Here is a 13945-nt window from a genome sequence, read left to right as displayed (position 1 = left end):
GGATGTGACCTACGCGACCGTAAGGAGGGGTTGACGGTGGGTGATATATGCCACCGATAAAGAATTTGCCAAGCCGGAATAGCGCGGAACGGGGCGGAGGCCCGGCACCAGGGGTGCCGGGCCTCCGCGGGGCGCGTCGCGCCGGACGGCTCAGATCGAGACGCCGTGCTGGCGCAGGTAGGCCAGCGGGTCGATGTCCGCGCCGTAGCTCGGCGCGGTGCGGATCTCGAAGTGCAGGTGCGGGCCGGTGGAGTTGCCGGTGGAGCCGGAGAGGCCGATCTGCTGGCCGCCGCTGACCGACTGGCCGGCGGAGACGGAGAGGGAGGAGAGGTGGGCGTACTGCGAGTAGTTGCCGTCGGCGTGCTGGATGACGACCTCGTTGCCGTACGCGCCGCTCCAGCCGGCGGAGACGACCGTGCCGGCGCCGACGGCGCGGACGGTGGTGCCGGAGGAGGCGATGAAGTCGGCGCCGGTGTGGTAGCCGGAGGACCACATGGAGCCGGAGGCGCGGTAGGGGGTGGAGACGCCGCCGGAGACCGGGGCGACCCAGCCGGTGGAGGCGGGCTGCGCGGCGGCCGGGGCGGCGGCGCGCTCGGCGGAGCGCGAGGCGCGGGTCTGCTCGCCGGAGGACTGCTTCTTCGGGGCGGCCTTCGGGGCGGCCTCGCGCTCGGCCTTCGGGGCGGCCTTCGGCGCGGCCTGGGCGGCGGCGGGCTTCGGCGCGGCGGCCTCGGCGGGGTTCTCGGCGCCGAGGGTGAGCTTCATGCCGGGGAGGATCAGCGAGGGGTCCTCGCCGACGACCTGGCGGTTGTCGGCGTAGAGCTTCTGCCAGCCGCCGGCGACGTCGTGGTCGGCGGCGATCTTGGAGAGGTAGTCGCCGGCGACGACGGAGTACGTCTTCGGGGCGGCGGTCCGCTCGGCCGGGGCGGCCTGGGCCGGGGCCTGCGCGGCGACGCGCACCACGGCGGGGGCGGCGGCCGGGGCGGCCTGCTCGGCGGCGTGGGCGCCGGTCGCGCCGATGAACGGCAGGGCGACGACGGCGCCGCCGGTGCCGGCGGCGGCGAGGCCCCGGGTGATCAGGGTGGACTTCTGGCGGCGGTGCTTACCCTTCGCGGGCATGGCGAATTCCTCTCCGGCGCCTGCGAGGTGAGCTGTCGGGTTCGGACTGGAGATGTCCGGCCGCGTTTCTCGCGCGACTTCACCCCTAGCCGTCCTGCGTCGCGGGACCGGCGTACTTCCTTGGGTCCCCCGCTCCTGCCGCGCATGGGATGGGGTCGAATTCCGGACGGTGGCAGGATTCGGCGGTCCGACCGGATTGACGGCGACGCTAGACGAGCCGGGCCGGCGCGAACAAGCCGCGGAATTCACCGGACATTCCGGGGCGATCTTCGGACCCGGAATTCCGGTCACCCTCCGTCGATGACGATCCCTCGATTCCCTTTTCCGGGGCGGTGGTTGGACCGGGCGGCCGGCCACGATCCGTCACTTCTATGACCCTGCTCACGCGCGGAATTCCATCTCCCCTTCAACCAGGGCGCGTTACCCCAAGACCCATCAATACGGACAGATCGCCCATTACTGGTCAGGGGGGTGCGCCGCGCCCCGCGCGACGGGATGATTGCGGGGGGGAACCGATCTCGTCCCGGTCCCGCGAACGCCTACCCCAGGAGCATCCGTGACGCAGCAGTTGCCGCAGGTCCAGCCCCTCGAACCCGGTGAGCCCGAGCTCGCGGAGGTCCGCAACTTCCGGGACGTGGGCGGGCTGCCGACGACGGACGGGCGGTTCGTCCGGCCCGGCGCCCTCTTCCGCAGCGGCCACCTCGCCGACGCCACCGAGTCCGACGCGGCCTTCCTCTCCGGCCTCGGCCTGCACACCGTCTTCGACTTCCGCAACGCCGCCGACGCCCGGATAGAGGGCCCGGACGTCGAGCTGCCGGGCGTGCGGAACGTGAACATACCGCTGAGCGACCCGGCCGACGGCAAGGAGTTCTGGCGGTTGGTCCGCGAGGGCGACCTCGCCACGCTGCGGGAGCTGCTGGGCGACGGCCGGGCCGCGGAGCGGATGACCTCCTCGTACCGCCGGATGGTCGTGGAGCGGACCGCCGAGCACAGCCGGGTCCTGCACTCCCTCGCCGAGGACTCCGTCCCGGCCCTGATGCACTGCGCGGCCGGCAAGGACCGCGCCGGGCTCTCGATCGCCGTCACCCTGCTCGCGCTGGGCGTGGAGCGCGCGGCGATCGAGGCCGACTACGTGAAGTCGAACGCGCCCCACCGCCGGTACAAGGTGCGCCGCAGCTCCACCGCCCGGGACGCGATGGCGCCCGAGGTGATGGAGCTGCTGAGCCCGCTCTTCGACGCGCGGGTGGAGTACCTGCGGGCCGCCTTCGAGACGATCGACGCGACCTGGGGCTCCGTGGACGCCTATCTCGCCCGGGGGCTGAAGCTGGCGCCCGAGACCCGGGAGCGGCTGCGGGAGCGGCTGCTCACGGAGGCGTGAGCGGTCTCCGCCCGGCGGGTCACTGGTTCTGCCCCCCGAGCATGAAGAGCAGGTAGAGGAAGCCGGCGAAGAGGTGGCCGGCGATCAGATAGGCGAAGAGCCGGAGCACCAGCCCCTTGGGGAACCGGCCCTCGCCGCGCTCTTCACCGGTGACCGATACGGATTTGTCGGACATGGCAGCACCTTTCGGGGTGTCAGCGCCGGTGCGGGGTCCCGTCGCCGAGGCACAGCTCGGCGACGGGGCTCTGCATCAGGGTGTGGACGAAGAGGAGCTCGGCGCCGGCCGGCCCCGCGGCGCCGATCCGGTGCGGGGTGAGCGAGTCGAAGTGCGCGCTGTCCCCGGGGTCGAGGAGGTGCACCGTCTCGCCGAGCGCGAGCCGCACCCGCCCCTCCAGGACGTGGATCCACTCCTCGCCGGGGTGGACCCGCACGATGTCGGCCCGGGTGGCGGAGGGCACGTGGACGCGCAGGCACTGCAGGGCCCGCCCCGCCCCGCCGACCTGCCGGTAGACCCAGCCGTCGGCCTCGACCGGCTCGGAGCGGCCGGCCCGGATCACCGGGTCGCGTTCGGGCGGGGTCTCCCCGAGCAGCTCGGCGACCGTCGTACCGTAGATACGGGCGAGGGCAAGCAGCATCGGCAGCGAGGGCTGCCGGTTCCCGGTCTCCAGGCGCGAGAGGTGCGCCGGGGAGAGCCCGGCCCGCTGGGCGGCGGCCTCCAGGGTGAGCCCCCGGCGCCGACGCAGCGCCCGCAGCTGCGGGGCGACGTCGGGCACGGGACCGGGAGCGGCGGTTTCCGGGGCGGAGCCCCGGGGGACGTGGTCCATGCGTCCATTCCGCCAGGATCGTGCCTCTGGGGCAAGTTTCTTGCCCCAGAGGCAAAAACCGGCGGGACGGCCCGGCTCAGCGCTGCGCGACCGCCTGCCTGACCAGCGTCTTCCCGAAGTCCCAGAGCAGCCCGCCGCCGCCGTGGGCGTCGTCCATGACCGCGGTGAAGGCGGTGACGAAGCGGTCCACGTCCGCCTCGTCGATCACCAGCGGCGGGATCAGCTTGATCACCTCCAGGTGGTCCCCGGAGACCTGGGTGAGGATCCGGTGCCGCTGGAGCAGCGGCACCACCACCATCTGCGCGAAGAGTCCCTTCCGGGCCGTCTGGAGCATCGCCCACCGGCCGCGCAGCCCCAGCGAGGCCGGCCGGCCGAACTCGATGCCGATCATCAGCCCCCGGCCGCGGATCTCGTGCAGCAGCTCGTACCGGGGCACCAGCTCCTCCAGGCGCCCCTTCAGCAGCCCGCCGACCCGCCGCACGTGCGCGACGGTGTCCTCGGACTCCATCACCGCCAGGACCGCGAGCCCGGCCGCCATCGCCTGGGCGTTGGAGCCGAAGCTGGCCGAGTGGACCAGGACCCGGTCCATCGAGGAGTAGACCTTCTTGAAGATCCAGTCCCTGCCGAGGGTGGCGCCCACCGGCACGTAGCCGCCGGAGAGCGCCTTCGCCACGCACACCAGGTCCGGCTCGACCCCGTCCTCGTGCTGGTACGCGTAGAAGTCGCCGGTCCGGCCGAGGCCGGTCTGCACCTCGTCGGCGATCAGCAGCGCCCCGTGCCGGCGCAGCAGCTCCTGGGCGGCGGCCAGGAAGCCGGGCGGGGCCTCGTGGACGCCCTTGCCCTGGATCGGCTCGACCACGAAGGCGGCCACGTCGCCCCGGCGGAGCTCGCGCTCCAGGGCGTCGAGGTCGCCCAGCGCGATCGCGGTGTCCGGGAGCAGCGGGTCGAAGCCCGCCCGGAAGCCGTCCTCGCCGTTGACCGAGAGGGCGCCGGTGGTGAGCCCGTGGAAGGCGTGGTGGCAGTAGACGACCCTCGGCCGGCCGGTGGCGTACCGGGCGAACTTCAGGGCGGTCTCGACGGCCTCGGTGCCGCTGTTGCCGAAGAAGACCCGGTCGAGGTGGGGGCTGTGGGCGAGCAGCCGCTCGGCGAGCAGGCCGGGCAGCGGCGGGCAGTCGAAGCGGGTGAGGTCGGGCAGGTCCGCGTCGAGGACGGCGTGCAGGGCCTCGCGGACGACGGGGTGGTGCCGGCCGAGGCCCATGACGCCGAAGCCGGCGAGCATGTCGAGGTGGTCGTTGCCCTCGGCGTCCCAGAAGTGGGCGCCAGCGGCCCGCTCGTAGACCTTGTCGAAGCCGATGGCGTGCAGCATCCGCGGCAGCTGCGGGTTGAGGTACCGGGCGTGCAGCCCGTACCGCTCGCCGCCGCGCTCGGCGAGCAGCGCCCGCAGGTCGAAGCCGTCGGTCATGGCCCGCCCCTCAGCTCCCCTGGACGGTCTCGCGGACCGCGCGCAGCGACTCCTTGAGCGAGCCCATGGTGGCGAGCACGGCGGTGGGTTCGTAGCCGCAGTGCGCCATGCAGTTGGCGCAGCGCGGGTCCTTGCCCCGGCCGTACTTGTCCCAGTCGGTCTCCTCGACGAGTTCCCGGTAGGTGGGGACGTAGCCGTCGCTCATCAGATAGCAGGGGCGCTGCCACCCGAAGAGGGAGTAGTTGGGGATCGCCCAGGCGGTGCAGGGGAAGTCGGCCTTTCCTTCGAGGAAGTCCAGGAAGAGCGGCGAGTGGTTGAGCCGCCAGCGGCGCCGGTTGCCGCCGGCGAAGGCCTTCTTGAAGAGTTCCCTGGTCTGTTCGACGCCGAGGAAGTGTTCCTGGTCGGGCGCCTTCTCGTAGGCGTAGGCGGGCGAGATCATCATCTCGTCGACCTGGAGGTCGTCGTTGAGGAAGTTCAGCACCTCGATGATCGTCTGCGGGGTGTCGGTGTTGAAGAAGGTCGAATTGGTGGTCACCCGGAATCCGCGCCGCTTGGCCTCCTTGATCGCCGCCACGGCCTCGTCGAAGACGCCCTCCTTGGCCACCGATTCGTCGTGGCGCTCGCGCAGTCCGTCGATGTGCACGGCGAAGGCGAAGTACGGCGACGGCCTGAAGTCGGCCAGCTTCTTGCGGAGCAGCATCGCGTTGGTGCAGAGGAAGACGTATTTCCGGCGGGCGACCAGCTGGCGCACGATCTCGTGGATCTGGGGGTGCATCAGCGGCTCGCCGCCGGCGATGGAGACCATCGGGGCGCCGGACTCCAGGACGGCGCCGACCGCCTGGGCGACCGGCATGCGCTGCTTGAGCACACCGGCCGGGTGCTGGATCTTGCCGCAGCCCTCGCACTTGAGGTTGCAGGCGTAGAGCGGCTCCAGCTCGACGATGAGGGGGAACTTGTCCCGCTTGCGGAGCTTCTGTTCGAAGAGATAGGTCCCGACCCGGACGGACTGACGGAGCGGCATGGCCATGACTCGCTCACCTCCTGGGGAGCAGCAGAGAACGGTGCCATTCGAAGAAAGCGGGAAGGACGGCACGAAGGACGCGGAAGGCCGATATTCCCCCGCGAACCGTCCCGATTCGGACCAGCTCGTGTTCAGGAGCGTCCACGACCACCCGTACGGCCGCAACCGGGCGGGGTCCGGCCGCCCGCGCGGTGCGGAGGGTGGCGGCGGACTCCATGTCGACGGCGATCGCCCCGCCGGCGGCCAGCGCGGCCCGCTCGGGGCCGCGCACCACGTGGCCGGAGCCGGTCAGCGGGCCGGTGTGCACGGTCCTGCCGGGCAGCGCCCTGGCGAGCGCCTCGACGAGGAGGCCGGTGCCGTCGCAGGGGGTGGCGCCGTCGGGGTCCCGGGTCTCCCCGGCGACGACCAGGTCGCCGGGGTGCATGCCCGGAGCGAGCCCGGCGCAGAAGCCGGAGGCGACGACGGCGGCCCCGGCCCAGCCCTCGCGGGCCAGCGCCCGGGAGACCCCGCGGGCCGCGTGGGCGGGCCCCATGCCCGTCCGCACCACCCGGACCGGGCCGGGCGCCCCGCCGCGTCCGCCGCCGCGCAGGGCGAGGCGCTCGATGCCGAGGGCGCAGGCGATCAGCAGCGGCGGAGCGGCGGCCCCCGGGTCGCCGGGCGGGCGGTCGCGGGCCGTCACGGGGCCCCGCCGGGGGACGGCTCCCCGTGCACGTACCGGCCGAGCGCGGTGAGCGGGAAGACCTGCCGGTAGAGGTGGTAGTTGATGGAGAAGTCCCAGGGGAAGCCGGTGCCGGTGAAGTACGGCTCGTCCCAGGAGCCGTCCTCGCGCTGGGTCCCCACCAGCCAGGCCACGCCCCGCCGGACGGTCTCGGAGTCGCGCTCCCCGGCGGCGAGGAGGGCGATGAGGGCCCAGGCGGTCTGGGAGGCGGTGGAGACGCCCCGGCCGATCCAGGAGCGGTCGTCGTACGAGCGCATGTCCTCGCCCCAGCCGCCGTCCTGGTTCTGCACGGAGGCGAGCCAGGCGACGGCCCGGCGGACCGCCGGGTGGGAGGCGGGGATCCCGGCGGCGGCGAGGGCGGGGAGCACCGCGCCGGTGCCGTAGACGTAGTTGACGCCCCAGCGGCCGAACCAGGCGCCGTTCGGCTCCTGTTCGGCGAGGAGCCAGTCGATGCCGCGGCGGGCGCGGGGGTCCCCGGCCCGGCCCTCGTACGCCAGCATCTCCACCACGTGGGCGGTGACGTCGGCCGAGGGCGGGTCGACGACCTCGCCGAAGTCGCAGAAGGGCAGCTTGTTGGGCAGGGTGCTGGTGTTGTCGGCGTCGAAGGCGCCCCAGCCCCCGTCGCCGGACTGCATGCCGGCGGTCCAGCGGACGGCGCGGGCGACGGCGGCGTCGACCCGGGCGGGCTCGGGGTGGCGGACCCGGCGCAGGGCGAGGACCACCTCGGCGGTGTCGTCGATGTCGGGGTAGTTGTCGTTGTGGAACTCGAACGCCCAGCCGCCGGGCGGAAGTCCGGGGCGGCGCACCGCCCAGTCGCCGGCCCTGGTGATCTCCTCGTCGAGCATCCAGTCCACGGCCCTCACCAGCGCCGGGTGGTCGGCGGGGAGACCGGCGTCGGCGAGGGCGACGGTGGCGAGGCAGGTGTCCCAGACCGGCGACTGGCAGGCCTCGACCATGCGGGCCGGGCCGTCGGGCTCCTCGCGCCAGACGGCGAACCGGTCCAGGGACTCCAGGCCGGCCCGCATGACGGGGTGGTCCAGGTCGTAGCCGAGCAGGTGGAGGGCGATCACCGAGTAGACGGCCGGCGGCTGGATGCCGCCCCAGCAGCCGTCGTTCTCCTGCCGTTCGACGATCCAGCGGGCGGCGGAGTTCATCGCCGCCCGGCGCAGGCCGCGCGGGGCGAGGCGGTGGTAGACGTGCAGGGCCTTGTCGAGGCGCTGGAAGACGCCGTCCCAGCCGGTGAGCGGGGCGAGCGGGCGCGGCGGCGCCGGACGGGCGGGGTCGGTGTGCAGCTCGTCGAGGGAGAAGGGCGCGGGGCGGACCGGGCGCTTCGCGGAGACGATGGTGAGCGGCACGATGGTCTGCCGGGCCCAGCAGCCGAAGTCGTAGATGTTCAGCGGGAACCACTTCGGCAGGAAGATCAGCTCGGGCGGCAGCTCGGGCAGGTCCTCCCAGCGCCACCAGCCGAACAGGGCCAGCCAGATGCGGGTGAAGACCCGGCTGGCGGCGATGCCGCCGTGGGCCCGGATCCAGGCGGCGGCGCGGGCCATGTGCGGGGCCTCGGGCCGGTCTCCGGCGAGCCGGAGGGCGACGTAGCCCTCGACGGTGGCGGAGAGTTCGCCGGGTCCGCCGTGGAAGGTGGGCCAGGTGCCGTCCTCGTACTGCCGGCTCCGGATGTGGCGGGCGGCGGCCGCGGTGGTGTCCGGGTCGAGGATGCCGAGGAACCGGCGCAGCAGGAGGTCCTCGGCGTCCATGGTGACGTTGGTCTCCAGGTCGCCCTTCCACCAGCCCTCGGGGGCCTGGCGGGCGAGGAGGTGGTCGGTGGCCGCGCGGACGGCGCGGGCGGCCGTCTCGTCGAGGCGTGCGGAGTCGGTCGTGGTGTGCTGTGGCGTGGTGCTGGCCGCGGGTGCGAGAGGGCCGAGAGCCCCGGCGTTTCCGTCGGTCGTCGCTGTCATGGCTTCCCCTTCGTGCAGTCGGTTCCTTCTGCTCCTGCGGGTCTGCCGTCGGCCGGTGCCGGGTGGCACCGGCCGGCGACCAAGCACTCATATCTGGCGGTCGGTGATCATTTCTTCCGTACGACGACGAAGTCGGCGAGGGCGATCAGCTGGTCGCGGACCCGGGCGGGCATGTCGACCTCGTCCAGGGCGCGCAGCGCGATCGCGTGCTGGCGGCGGGCCTCCTCGGCAGTCCATTCGCGGCCGCCGGCCTCCTCGATGAGGGCGGCGCGGTGGGCGAAGTCCGCCTCGGTGAAGGAGGCGAAATCGGGGGACTTGGCGTCCTCGGCGAGGAGCCGGGCGAGCCGCTCGGACGCCTCCCCGCCGGCGGCGAGGGCGGCGACGACGGGCAGCGACTTCTTCCGCTGCCGCAGGTCGCTCCAGGTCTGCTTGCCGGTGGCGTCCGGGTCGCCCCAGATGCCGAGGAGGTCGTCGACGGCCTGGAAGGCGAGGCCGAGGTGGTAGCCGTACTCCTCCAGCTTGTCGGCGGTGCGCTCGTCGGCGCCGCCGAGGACGGCGCCGATGGAGACGGCGCAGGCGAGCAGGGCGCCCGTCTTGTTGCCCTCCATCTCCAGGCACTCCTCGACGGTGACCCGCTCGCGGTGCTCGTAGGAGATGTCCTGGGCCTGCCCGTCGATCAGCTTGCGGGAGGCGGTGGTGAGGCGGCGGGTGGCGCGGCCGGCCTCCACGGTGCCGATTTCCAGGAGGAGTTCGTTGGCCAGGGCGAAGAGGGCGTCGCCGACCAGGATGGCCTGGGCGGGGCCGTGCACCTTCCACACCGTGTCGCGGTGGCGGCGCTGCTCGTCGCCGTCCATGAGGTCGTCGTGGAGCAGCGAGAAGTTGTGCACGAGCTCGACGGCGACGGCGCCGGGGACGCCGACCTCGGGCGCGGCGCCGGCGGCCTCGGCGGAGAGCAGGGCGAGCGCGGGGCGCACGGCCTTGCCGCTGTCGGCGTCGGCGGGGTTGCCCTGGGCGTCGATCCAGCCGAAGTGGTAGGCGGCCACGGTGTCCATGGGCGGCGCGAGACGGCCGACGGCCGCCCGCATGACGGGGGTGGACAGGGTCCGCCCCCTCTCCAGCAGGGCGTTCACGTCGGCGGTGTCGACGGCCGGGGTCCCCGGGGGCACGGTCGGCACGGTCTCTCCTCTGGTTCCTGTGATCACACTCATGCCGCCTCCTGCAGCGGGTGGTCGTGGCGGCGGCCGAAGGCGGAGAGCACCGCGCCGGCGGCGCTGAAGCCGCTTCGGACGGCACCCTCCATGGTCGCGGGCCAGCCGGTGGCGGTCCAGGCGCCGGCCAGGTACAGGCCGGGCGCACGGGTGCGGGTGCCGGGGCGGAGGCGCCCGACGCCGGGTGTGGGGGCGAAGGTGGCGGTCCGCTCCCGGGTGACGAAGAAGTCGCGGACCCCGGCGCCCCGGGCGGCGGGCAGCAGCCGCTCCAGCTCCGGGAGGTAGCGCGCTCGGAGCGCGGCGACGGGTGCGTCGATCTCGTCCTGGGCGGCGGACTGCGAGACGGCCAGGTACTGGCCGCCGCCGGTGAGTCCGGCGGACCCGGTGCGGTCGAAGACCCACTGGACCGGGGAGCCGAGGGCGGTGAAGAAGGGCCGCTTGAGCACCTTGCGGTCGTAGACGACGTGCAGGTCGAGGATGGGCGCGGTGCCGATGTCGAGGAGCCGGTCGGCGTCGTCGAGGGCGCCCTCGGGGAGCAGTCCGTGGGTCTCGGTCTGGGGGACGGCGAGGACGACGGCGTCGGCGTCGAGGGTCTCGCCGGGGACCTCGACGGTCCAGCGGCCGTCGTCGGCGCGGGAGATCCGCTCGGCCTTGGTGCGCAGCAGGGTCCGGACGCCGAGCCCGTCGAGGACCTTGCCGGCGAGGGTGTCGTGGAGGTGGCCGAGCGGCACGTGGGCCCAGCCGATGTCGGCGGCGCCGGGGTCGGTGAGCAGCCCGGTCCTGAAGACCATGGCGGCGAGCCCCATGGAGGCGTCCGGGGCGGGGGCGTTGAGGGTGGGGACGCCGACGAGGTCCCACAGGGCCTCGATGCTGCGGGCCGACTGGCCGTGCCGGCCGAGCCAGGTGGCGAAGTCGATGCCGTCGAGGGCCGGGTCGGCGGGGTCGAGCTTCTTCAGCGCGAGGGCGGCGCGGCCGACGGAGGCCCGCTCGGCGAGGGAGAGGTGGGGGTACGTGGCGAGGCTGCGGACCAGGTGGAAGGGGACCGGCAGCGGGTCGCGGCGGATCCGGCCGAGGCGGGGGCCGCGGGGGTGGGCGACGTCGAGGACGGGCACGTCGAGCCGGTCCTGGAGGGGGGCGAGGCGGGCGCCGTCGATCCGGTCGAGGAACCAGCGGTAGGCGGTGCAGCAGCGCAGGTAGACGTGCTGGCCGTTGTCGACGGTGAGGTCGCCGCGGCGGAAGGAGAAGGCCAGGCCGCCGAGGCGGGGCCGTCCTTCGAGGAGGGTGACGGCGACGCCGGCGTCGGCGAGCTGGAGCGCCGCGGTGATCCCGGCGAGCCCGCCGCCGACGACGACGGCGCTCGGACGCGCGTCCGTGGCGGTCATCGGGCGCTCCTCCTGGCGGTGCGGGCGATGTGCCGGGCGTCGAGGCCGGAGAGGCCGCGGACGGCGACGTACGCCTTCTCGGGGCCGGGCAGCGAGACCCGGCCGCGGAGCACGGCCCCGGGGTCGCGCTCGATGCGGTCGAGGAGCCGGCGGTAGATGCCGGCCATGGCGGCGACGCAGGCGCCGCTGCGCCGGTCGAGCATCGGGAGGAGCCGGTAGCCCTCGGTGAAGAGGGCGCGGGCGCGGCGCACCTCGAAGTGGACGAGGCCGGCGAAGTCGGCGCCGGGGGGCAGGGCGGCGGTGGCGAAGCCGTCCTCGCAGCCGAAGCGGGCGAGGTCCTCGGCGGGCAGGTAGGTGCGGCCGTTGCCGGCGTCCTCGCGGACGTCCCGGAGGATGTTGGTGAGCTGGAGCGCGAGGCCGAGGGTGTCGGCGTACTCGGCGGCCCGGTGGGCGTCGGCGGCGCCGGGCTGGGTGCCGAAGACGCCGAGGGAGAGCCGGCCGATGGCGCCGGCGACGCACCGGCAGTAGACCTTGAGCTCGTCCCAGGTGCGGTAGGTGGCGCCGCGGACGTCCATGAGGACGCCGTCGATCAGCTCGTCGAGCCCTTCGAGGGGGATCGGGAAGCGGCGGGCGGAGTCGGCGAGGGCGACGGCGACGGGGTCGGTGTCGTCCTCGGCGACGTCGTCCTTGCGGATCCGGTCGAGGAGGGTCCGGGTGGTCTCCAGGCGCTCGTGCTTCACCTCGGGGGCGAGGGTGCCGTCGCCGATGTCGTCGACGCGCCGGGAGAAGGCGTACAGCGCCGACATGGCCTGTCGCTTGTCGGCGGGCAGGAGGCGGATGCCGTAGGCGAAGTTGCGGGCCTGCTGCCCGGTGACGGCCTCGCAGTAGCTGTACGCGGCCTGCACCGGCGCGGACGGCGCGGTCAGGTGGTCCACGGTCACGATGCCCCCTCTCTCCGCGCCCGGAGCAGGACCGCTCCCGCCTGGCGCGTCAGGCTCGGCTTGGTGGGCTTCGGCGGGCCGGCGAGGACGTCGAAGCCGGCGGCGGCGACGGCGTCGAGCGCGGCGAGCCCGCCGGCGGTGAAGCCGGTGAGGAGCAGGCGGAGGCGGCCGTGGACGCTGCCGACGAGCGGGATGCCCGCGTGCAGCAGCGCGCGGGCGCGCTCGGCCTGGAAGGCGATCAGGGAGCGCACGGCGGCGCCGGCGGTGGGCCGGGCCAGGTCGTCCTCGGTGACGTGGAACCGCTTGAGGTCCTCGGCGGGGAGGTAGATCCGGTCGCGGCCGAGGTCCTCGGCGACGTCCTGGAGGTGCTCCACGATCTGGAGGGCGGTGCAGATCTGGTCGGAGCGGCGGATCCGCTCGGGGGTGGCGGTGCCGGTGATGCCGAGGACGAGCCGGCCGACGGGGTTGGCGGAGAGCTCGCAGTAGGCGAGGAGGTCGTCGTACGTCTCGTAGCGGCGGACGAGCTGGTCCTGGCGGTTGGCCCGGATCAGGCCGAGGAAGGGGCCGGGGGTGAGGCCGCGGCGCCGGACCGTGGGCTGGAGGGCGCGCAGCAGCGGGTGGCGGGGGGTCCCGTCGAAGACCCGGCGCAGGTCCTGCTCGAAGGCGTCGAGGAGGACGAGCCGGTCGGCGGCCTCCTCGGGGCCGACGCCCAGCAGGCGGGCGTCGGCGCCGCCGGGGGCGAGGTCGCCGTCGCCGATGTCGTCGACGAGGCGGGCGTAGCCGTAGACGGCCATGAGGTCGTCGCGCCAGGCGCGCGGCAGGAAGAAGGGGGCCACGGGGAAGTTCTCGTCCGCGGCCTTGCCGAGTGTGGTGCGCGGGGGATCGGCGGCGCGCACGTGCCGGGAAGCCGTCACCGGGCGGCGCCCGGCGCGGGGACGGCGACACCCACGTGAAGCTGGAGATTCTGCGTCATGGCCGTCATATCTCCCGTTCTACACTGCCGATCCAATCCATCCTATTTCGGACACGCCGCCGCGCGCCGGAGCACGCGCCCCCCGGGTGTTCCGGGGGCGCCGAGGGCGATGTTGATCAGACCGGTACAGCTTACGTTGTACGAGGGATGTCGCCATTCGGGGGGTCTGCCGCCGCGCGGGCCCTCCGGGCCGGGCTGACCTGTGGCGACGCCGCCCGCCGGGAGGGGTCAGCGGGGGCGGGCTCCGGAGACGACCATGGCGAGGGTCGTCTCGACCACGTCGTCGCGGCGCTGGGCGGAGAGCCGGCGCAGCGGGCCTTCGAGGAGGAGCAGCGAGAGGCCGTGCACGGCGGACCAGGCGGCGGCCCCGGCGGCGGGCCGGCGGACGCCGAACCGGTCGAGGGCCTCCAGGGCCTCCTTGAGCAGGGTGAAGGCGCGGATCTCGGGCGCGGGGGGCGCGGCGCCGCCGGCCGGCGGCTCCCCGGCGGGGCGGACGGCGCCGAAGGCGGCGCGGTAGAGGCCGGGGTGCTCGACGGCGAAGCCGACGTAGCCGCGGCAGAGGGCGGCGAGCCGCCGCTCGGCGGCGAGGACGGGGTCGTCGGCGCCGGGCTCGCGGGCGGCGGCGCGCTCCATGGCCTCGGCGAGCCGGGCGCGGGCGTGGGAGCGGACGGTGCGGAGCAGTTCGCCGCGCCCGTCGAAGTGGCGGTAGGCGGCGGTGGGCGAGACGCCGACCCGGCGGGCCGCCTCGCGCAGGACGACCCGTTCGGGACCGCCCTCGGTGGCGAGGTCGACGGCCGCGCAGATCAGGGCGTTGCGCAGGTCGCCGTGGTGGTAGTTCTTTCCTCCCGAGATCGCCGTCATGGGCTCATCCTGCCCGATGTTGACCGCATGAACATTCCGCTCGGGGGGCCGACCGGCGAAAACCGGAAGCGCCCCCGCCGGGGACGGCGGGGGCGCTGCGGCACGG

Annotated in this window: 13 protein-coding genes and 1 riboswitch; of the genes, 1 reads left to right on the top strand and 12 read right to left on the bottom strand. The window is 74.2% G+C overall.

All coding sequences use genetic code 11. The features are described from left to right. Positions 1-150: 150 nt before the first annotated feature. Positions 151-1116 carry a LysM peptidoglycan-binding domain-containing M23 family metallopeptidase gene (locus tag AB0E83_RS04145; RefSeq protein WP_362105543.1) on the bottom strand — a complete coding sequence of 322 codons (966 nt, stop codon included), beginning with the start codon at positions 1114-1116 and terminating at the stop codon, positions 151-153. Positions 1117-1120: 4 nt separating this feature from the next. Beyond that, positions 1121-1283, bottom strand: a riboswitch (cyclic di-AMP (ydaO/yuaA leader). A gap of 389 nt (positions 1284-1672) precedes the next feature. Here AB0E83_RS04145 and AB0E83_RS04140 point away from each other — a divergent pair. Beyond that, positions 1673-2494, top strand: a complete 822-nt coding sequence (locus tag AB0E83_RS04140; RefSeq protein ID WP_362105540.1) for a tyrosine-protein phosphatase — start codon at positions 1673-1675, stop codon at positions 2492-2494. A 19-nt stretch (positions 2495-2513) separates the two neighbouring features. On the opposite strand, the gene AB0E83_RS04135 is transcribed toward AB0E83_RS04140, so the two are convergent. From AB0E83_RS04135 to AB0E83_RS04085, 11 genes are all read right to left on the bottom strand, one after another. Continuing rightward, positions 2514-2669: a DUF6126 family protein gene (locus AB0E83_RS04135; RefSeq protein WP_362105537.1), complete on the bottom strand. Its 156-nt coding sequence runs from the start codon at positions 2667-2669 to the stop codon at positions 2514-2516. 19 nt (positions 2670-2688) lie between these two features. After that, the gene (locus AB0E83_RS04130; protein WP_362105534.1) at positions 2689-3318 is read right to left on the bottom strand and encodes a helix-turn-helix domain-containing protein; all 630 of its coding nucleotides are present in this window, start codon (positions 3316-3318) and stop codon (positions 2689-2691) included. A 76-nt stretch (positions 3319-3394) separates the two neighbouring features. Then, complete coding sequence (locus AB0E83_RS04125; RefSeq protein ID WP_362105531.1) at positions 3395-4780, bottom strand: aspartate aminotransferase family protein; 1386 nt, start codon at positions 4778-4780, stop codon at positions 3395-3397. 10 nt (positions 4781-4790) lie between these two features. Then, positions 4791-5807 (bottom strand): adenosyl-hopene transferase HpnH, encoded by a 1017-nt coding sequence (hpnH, locus tag AB0E83_RS04120; protein WP_362105528.1) that lies wholly within the window; start codon positions 5805-5807, stop codon positions 4791-4793. A gap of 7 nt (positions 5808-5814) precedes the next feature. Continuing rightward, positions 5815-6480, bottom strand: a complete 666-nt coding sequence (locus AB0E83_RS04115; RefSeq protein WP_362105525.1) for a 1-hydroxy-2-methyl-2-butenyl 4-diphosphate reductase — start codon at positions 6478-6480, stop codon at positions 5815-5817. Next, positions 6477-8474, bottom strand: coding sequence for a squalene--hopene cyclase (gene shc, locus AB0E83_RS04110; protein WP_362105522.1), 1998 nt, complete (start codon positions 8472-8474; stop codon positions 6477-6479). The genes AB0E83_RS04115 and shc overlap by 4 nt, the downstream gene beginning before the upstream one ends. 107 nt (positions 8475-8581) lie before the next feature. After that, positions 8582-9682: a polyprenyl synthetase family protein gene (locus AB0E83_RS04105; RefSeq protein ID WP_362105519.1), complete on the bottom strand. Its 1101-nt coding sequence runs from the start codon at positions 9680-9682 to the stop codon at positions 8582-8584. Continuing rightward, the gene (gene hpnE, locus AB0E83_RS04100; RefSeq protein WP_362105517.1) at positions 9679-11064 is read right to left on the bottom strand and encodes a hydroxysqualene dehydroxylase HpnE; all 1386 of its coding nucleotides are present in this window, start codon (positions 11062-11064) and stop codon (positions 9679-9681) included. Before hpnE ends, AB0E83_RS04105 begins: the two co-directional genes overlap by 4 nt. Further along, on the bottom strand, positions 11061-11999 hold the full coding sequence (gene hpnD / locus AB0E83_RS04095) for a presqualene diphosphate synthase HpnD (RefSeq protein ID WP_362105689.1): 939 nt from the start codon (positions 11997-11999) through the stop codon (positions 11061-11063). The genes hpnE and hpnD overlap by 4 nt, the downstream gene beginning before the upstream one ends. Before the next feature lie 2 nt (positions 12000-12001). Continuing rightward, positions 12002-12919 (bottom strand): squalene synthase HpnC, encoded by a 918-nt coding sequence (gene hpnC / locus AB0E83_RS04090; protein ID WP_362105514.1) that lies wholly within the window; start codon positions 12917-12919, stop codon positions 12002-12004. Between the two features lie 287 nt (positions 12920-13206). Then, positions 13207-13839 carry a TetR/AcrR family transcriptional regulator gene (locus AB0E83_RS04085; RefSeq protein ID WP_362105511.1) on the bottom strand — a complete coding sequence of 211 codons (633 nt, stop codon included), beginning with the start codon at positions 13837-13839 and terminating at the stop codon, positions 13207-13209. Positions 13840-13945: the final 106 nt, after the last annotated feature.

This window comes from Streptomyces sp. NPDC035033, from assembly GCF_040636735.1.
Lineage (GTDB): Bacteria > Actinomycetota > Actinomycetes > Streptomycetales > Streptomycetaceae > Streptomyces.
This window is presented reverse-complemented; position numbering and strand designations above follow the sequence as displayed.

Coding starts and splice junctions, on each gene's coding strand:
- AB0E83_RS04145 (WP_362105543.1), bottom strand. CDS start 1,116: ATGCCCGCGAAGGGTAAGCACCGCCGCCAGAAGTCCACCCTGATCACC.
- AB0E83_RS04135 (WP_362105537.1), bottom strand. CDS start 2,669: ATGTCCGACAAATCCGTATCGGTCACCGGTGAAGAGCGCGGCGAGGGC.
- AB0E83_RS04130 (WP_362105534.1), bottom strand. CDS start 3,318: ATGGACCACGTCCCCCGGGGCTCCGCCCCGGAAACCGCCGCTCCCGGT.
- AB0E83_RS04125 (WP_362105531.1), bottom strand. CDS start 4,780: ATGACCGACGGCTTCGACCTGCGGGCGCTGCTCGCCGAGCGCGGCGGC.
- hpnH (WP_362105528.1), bottom strand. CDS start 5,807: ATGGCCATGCCGCTCCGTCAGTCCGTCCGGGTCGGGACCTATCTCTTC.
- shc (WP_362105522.1), bottom strand. CDS start 8,474: ATGACAGCGACGACCGACGGAAACGCCGGGGCTCTCGGCCCTCTCGCA.
- AB0E83_RS04105 (WP_362105519.1), bottom strand. CDS start 9,682: ATGAGTGTGATCACAGGAACCAGAGGAGAGACCGTGCCGACCGTGCCC.
- hpnE (WP_362105517.1), bottom strand. CDS start 11,064: ATGACCGCCACGGACGCGCGTCCGAGCGCCGTCGTCGTCGGCGGCGGG.
- AB0E83_RS04085 (WP_362105511.1), bottom strand. CDS start 13,839: ATGACGGCGATCTCGGGAGGAAAGAACTACCACCACGGCGACCTGCGC.